The 5319-nt window shown below is 71.5% G+C and carries 6 protein-coding genes; 1 reads left to right on the plus strand and 5 read right to left on the minus strand.

The window, feature by feature from the left end; genetic code table 11:
- Nucleotides 1-1186 (plus strand): leucine-rich repeat domain-containing protein (locus JHD21_RS20345; protein ID WP_292679068.1); only part of this gene is annotated, 1186 nt, incomplete at its 5' end.
- Nucleotides 1187-1189: 3 nt separating this feature from the next.
- Here the strand turns inward: JHD21_RS20345 and JHD21_RS20350 are convergent.
- From JHD21_RS20350 to JHD21_RS20370, 5 genes are all read right to left on the minus strand, one after another.
- Nucleotides 1190-1600 (minus strand): VOC family protein, encoded by a 411-nt coding sequence (locus JHD21_RS20350; RefSeq protein ID WP_292679072.1) that lies wholly within the window; start codon nt 1598-1600, stop codon nt 1190-1192.
- A 75-nt stretch (nt 1601-1675) separates the two neighbouring features.
- The gene (locus JHD21_RS20355) at nt 1676-2479 is read right to left on the minus strand and encodes an enoyl-CoA hydratase (RefSeq protein WP_292679074.1); all 804 of its coding nucleotides are present in this window, start codon (nt 2477-2479) and stop codon (nt 1676-1678) included.
- A complete protein-coding gene (locus JHD21_RS20360) occupies nt 2479-3666 on the minus strand; it encodes a lipid-transfer protein (RefSeq protein WP_292679077.1) in 1188 nt (395 codons plus the stop codon). The genes JHD21_RS20355 and JHD21_RS20360 overlap by 1 nt, the downstream gene beginning before the upstream one ends.
- The gene (locus JHD21_RS20365) at nt 3663-4124 is read right to left on the minus strand and encodes an OB-fold domain-containing protein (protein ID WP_292679080.1); all 462 of its coding nucleotides are present in this window, start codon (nt 4122-4124) and stop codon (nt 3663-3665) included. The genes JHD21_RS20360 and JHD21_RS20365 overlap by 4 nt, the downstream gene beginning before the upstream one ends.
- Nucleotides 4125-4342: 218 nt before the next feature.
- Nucleotides 4343-5319, minus strand: a 977-nt coding sequence (locus JHD21_RS20370) for a pyridoxal-phosphate dependent enzyme (protein ID WP_292679083.1), incomplete at its 5' end; no start/stop codon positions are given.

Below are 5319 nucleotides of genomic sequence, written 5' to 3' on the forward strand. Positions count from 1 at the left end.
CCCCGAGCTCGACCTGATCGATGTGAGCGACAACGAGCTGACCTCCCTCCCCGACGACTTCACGAGCATCCCGGACCTGCGCTGGGTCTACCTTGCCGGCAATCAGCTGACGCAGCTCCCGACGACGCTCGGCAACCTCACCCGGCTGTACGAGCTGGACCTGACCGACAACCAGCTCACCAGTCTGCCGGCCTCGATCGGTGACCTGTCGCAGCTCACGTTCCTGCTGGCGGCCGGCAACGAGCTCGAGTCGCTACCCACCCAGATCGGCGGGGCCACCGCCCTGGACGCCCTGCTGCTGAACGACAACGAGCTCACCTCCCTGCCCGCGGGAGTCGGCACCCTTCCCGCGCTCAGGGTCTTGAACGTGAGCGGCAACCGCCTCACCAGCGTCCCCGCCTCGATGAGCGGTCTGACCGGCCTCGAGCACCTCCAGGCCTCCGACAACGACCTGACCGGGTTCCCGACGTCGCTGGCCTCGCTGCCACGGCTGGTCCTGCTCGACCTCAGCGACAACGCGATCGCCGCGCTGGCGCCTGAGATCGGGGACCTGCCGGCGATCCGCACGCTGCGTCTCGGGGGCAACGAGCTCACCGCGCTGCCCCCCGAGCTGGCCGACCTCGGCACGCTGACGCTGCTCAGTCTCCCGGAGAACCAGCTCGCCTCCCTGCCCGCCGAGATGGCCTCGATGACGAGCCTCTACCACCTCAACCTCAACGACAACCTGCTCACCGCGGTGCCGTCCTGGATCGGCCAGCTGGACTGGCTCCACGGGCTCTACCTGTCCCAGAACGAGCTGACGGCACTCCCACCCGAGATCGGCGACCTCCCGAACCTCGAGGAGTTCTACCTGAACGGCAACGCGATCACCGCGCTGCCGAGCCAGGTCGGGCAGCTGGCCGCGCTCAGGATCCTCAATGCCTACGGCAACCAGCTCACCACCCTGCCGGCATCGGTCGGCAACCTGCCGGACCTCTACAGCCTCGAGCTCCGCAGGAACCTGCTCCACGGCAGCGTCGCGTCGTGGGCACAGGGGCTGTCGGAGCGCCCGCCCCTCCCCTTCCAGGTCACGGTCGACCTCGCGGACGGCGCCGGCGGCAACGACTGCCTCACCGCCGGAGGCTCGCCGGGCCTGGCCGCCTGGCTGGACGACGTCTCCCCCGGCTGGACGGAGTGCGACGCGTAGGCGTCAGCCCGGCGAGCCCGCGATGTTGACCAGCCAGTTGACCCCGAACCGGTCCTTGACCTGCCCGAACGCGTCGCCCCAGGGCGCGACCTCGAGCGGGACGTCGATGTGTCCGCCCTCGCCGAGCTTGGCCCAGTAGCCGCGCAGCAGGTCGTCCTCGTCGCCGCTCAGGCTGATGTGACCGTTGGGCGTGTGCTCCCCGGGGCTGTCGGCCGCCATCAGGGTGAAGCCGGCGTCCGTGGTGAGCTGCGAGTGCATGATGCCGTCGGCCGGGAGCGGGGTGCCCTCGTGCTCGGTCATGCCGATCTCGCCGAAGGTCATCTTGGTCAGCTCACCGCCGAAGACGGACTGGTAGAACTCCATCGCCTCGAGCGTCGTGCCCTCGAAGTTGAGGTAGGGGTTGAGGACGGCCATCGTCGATCTCCTTCGGTCGGGTGACGGGGACGCTAGTCAGACCCGCCGACAGGCCGAAAGTCAGCGATGCCGAGGTCAGCGGTCATCGGTGAACTTCGCGGGCCGGCCCTCCTTGCGGGCGAGCGTGGCCTCTTCGAAGTTGCTGGTCAGCAGCCGCAGGTAGAGCTGACCGATGCCCTCGCTCGGCAGGTAGGTCTCCAGCGAGCTCGCGGCGATGCCGGCCTGCAGCGACCTCTTGGTGAGCTCGATGCCGGGCTGCGAGAACGCTGCGATCCGCAGCCCCATCTCGACGGCGGCCGCGACCACGTCATCGTGGACCGACGACACCAGCCCGATCCGCTCGGCCTCCATGGCTCCCAGGTCGCGGCCGGTGAGCATCAGGTCCGCGGCCCGGGTCGAGCCGATCGCCCGCGGGAGCAGGTAGCTCAGCCCCAGCTCGCTCGCGGTCAGGCCGTTGTTGATGCCGGCCGCCCGGAAGTACGCCGCCGGTGCGGCGATCCGCAGGTCGCAGGCAAGCGCCAGGCACAGGCCGCCGCCGATCGCCGCGCCGTTGACCGCCGCCACCACCGGCTGGTGCAGCCGGCGGACCGTCAGCACGACGTCCTCGAGCATCTCCATCGCCCGCAGCGCGTAGGTCGGCCTGGTCACTCCGGTCGCGCCGGGCGGCACGCCGGCTGACTCCTGGTCGGCGCCGGAGCAGAACGCCTTTCCCGCGCCCGTGAGCACGACCGCGCGCACCTCGTTGTCCTGGCCGAGCGCCGTCAGTGCGTCGCGCAGCGGGACCATCACGTCGAAGGCCATCGCGTTCATCCGCTCGGGGCGGTTGAGCGTGACGACGGCGACCCGCGGGTCGGGCCGGTCGACCAGGACGAAGGACATCAGCGGCTGAGGATCACCGAGGACCCGTGCCCGAAGAGCCCCTGGTTGGCGGTGATGCCGACCCTGGCCCCCTCCACCTGGCGGCCCTCGGCCTGGCCGCGCAGCTGCCAGGTCACCTCGCACACCTGCGCCAGCGCCTGGGCCGGCACCGCCTCGCCGAAGCAGGCGAGCCCACCGGAGGGGTTGACCGGGATCCGGCCGCCCAGCGTGGTGTCGCCGGCCCGGAGCAGCGCCTCGGCCTCGCCCCGCTTGCAGAGCGCGAGGTCCTCGATCCAGTCCAGCTCGAGCGCGGTCGACAGGTCGTAGACCTCGGCCAGGCTCACGTCGTCGGGGCCGATCCCGGCTTCCTCGTACGCCGCGTGAGCGATCGACTCCTTGAACGTCCGCTCCGGCTCCACACCGCCGTGCGCGTCCGTCGAGAGGTTGGGCATGTCCAGGACGGTGTTGGGGAAGGTCGGCGTCACCGTCGAGATGGCGTTGATCCGCACCGGGCTGTCGAGCCCGTGTCGCGTCGCGTAGTCGGGGCTGGCGATGATCACCGCCGCCGCTCCGTCGGAGGTGGCGCAGATGTCGAGCAGGTGCAGCGGGTCGGCGACCACGGCGCTGGCCAGCACGTCCTCGGCGCTGACCTCCTTGCGGTAGCGGGCGTTGGGGTTGGCCAGGCCGTGCCTGGCGTTCTTGACCTTGACCCTGGCGAAGTCCTCCTGGGTCGCCCCGTAGAGGTCCATCCGGCGGCGCGCGTAGAGCGCGAAGTAGGCCGGGTTGGTCATCCCGAGCAGCCGGAACCGCAGCCAGTCCGGGTCGTCCCAGCGCTCGCCGGCGTTGGGCGCGAGGAAGCCCTTGGGCGTCGTGTCGGCGCCCACCACCAGCGCGACCTCGGAGAGGCCGGCCAGGATCCGGGCGCGGGCGGTGTCCAGCGCCTGGGCGCCGGTCGCGCACGCCGCGTACGACGTCGCCACGCGCGCGCCGTTCCACCCCAGCGCCTGGGCGAAGGTCGCACCCGCGACGTAGCCGCCGTAGCCGTTGCGCACCGTCTCGCCACCCACGACCAGGTCGACGTCGGTCCAGGCCACCCCGGCGTCGGCCAGCGCGGCCCGGGCCGCGACCACGCCGTACTCGGTGAACGGCTTCCCCCACTTGCCCCACGGGTGCATGCCCACGCCGAGCACCGCCACGTCGTTGCTCACTGGTCGGCCTCCTCGCCGAGCTCGGTGACCGGCTTCCACCGCCAGATCAGCAGGTCGTCCCCGTCGTCAGCCCGGTTCAGGGTCTCGACCACGAGCTCGACCTCGGCGCCCACCTTCAGGTCGCCCACGCCGTAGCCGTCGGCGACCTGCCCCAGCACGGTGATCCCCTCGTCCAGCTCCACCGCGGCCAGCGCGAAGGGCTCGTAGGGGTCGGTGCGGGAGACGTAGGGCGGCGGCGGCTGGTACTGCGCGTCGGTGTAGCTCCACACCTGGCCGCGCCGGGACAGCTCCACGGTCGCGAACTCCTCGCCGCCGCAGGCCGGGTTGCGGCAGAAGCCGGCCCGGTCGGTGGGAGTGGGCGGGAAGTACGTCGTGGCGCACGTCGTGCACCGCGACCCCAGCAGCGCCGGTGCCTCACCCGTGGTGAACCACCCGTCGATCGCCGGTCTCGCGCTCATCCCGCCTCCATTGCGCTCCGAAACTAGAACGTGTTCTCACTCTAGTGCCCGGTCGCCCCCCGAAGTACTGAAGAGTTCGTCACATCCCGGGAAGCTCACGCGGCGTGGGGCGCCGACGCGCGCCGGCTCTTCAGCACTTCGGCGAGCGCGACCAGGCCCGGCACGTCATGTCGTCCCTGGCGACGCCGGCCGCGACCGGCCATCCACAGGGCCGTGGATCAACCCGACGTGGCCAGGAACGCCAGCAGGTCCTGGCGGGTCAGCACGCCGACCGGCTTGCCGTCCTCCTGGACCAGCACCGCGTCGGAGGTCTCGAGCAGCGCCACCGCGTCGCGGGCGTCCTCGGTCGAGCCGACGGTCGGCAGCGGGGGGGACATGTGGTCCTCGACCCGGTCGGTGAGCTTGGCGGTGCCGGCGTAGAGCGCGTCCATCAGCGCCCGGTCGGAGACCGAGCCGGCGACCTCGGCGGCCACGATGGGCGGCTCGGCGCGGACGACGGGCATCTGGGAGACGGCGTACTCCTGCAGGATCGCGACCGCCTCGGCGATGGTCTCGTTGGGGTGGGTGTGCACCAGGTCGGGCAGCCGCCCGTCCTTGCCGCGCAGCACCTCGCCGACGGTCTGCACCGAGTCGCGGGAGGCCTCGGTGGGGAACCCGTACTGCGCCAGCCAGTCGTCGTTGAAGACCTTGGTCAGGTAGCCCCGCCCCGAGTCCGGCAGCAGGACGACGATCACGGCGTCGGTCCGGCCGGCGTCGGCGAGCTCGTGGGCCAGCTGCTTCGCGGCATACGCCGCCATGCCGGACGAGCCGCCGACCAGCATCGCCTCCTCGCGGGCGAGGCGGCGGGTGAACGCGAACGAGTCGGCGTCGGAGACCTCGATGACCCGGTCGGCGATGGTCCGGTCGTAGGTCTCCGGCCAGAAGTCCTCACCGACGCCCTCGACGAGGTAGGGGCGCCCGGTGCCACCGGAGTAGACCGAGCCCGCCGGGTCGGCGCCGACGACCTGGATGTCGGGGTTCTGCTCCTTGAGGTAGCGGCCGACCCCGGAGATGGTGCCGCCGGTGCCCATGCCGGTGACGAAGTGGGTGATCCTGCCCTCGGTCTGCTCCCAGATCTCCGGGCCGGTGGTCTCGTAGTGAGAGCGCGGGTTGTGCGGGTTGGAGTACTGGTCCGGCTTCCAGGCCCCCGGCTCCT

Source organism: Nocardioides sp. (assembly GCF_016462705.1).
Classification (GTDB): Bacteria; Actinomycetota; Actinomycetes; order Propionibacteriales; family Nocardioidaceae; genus Nocardioides.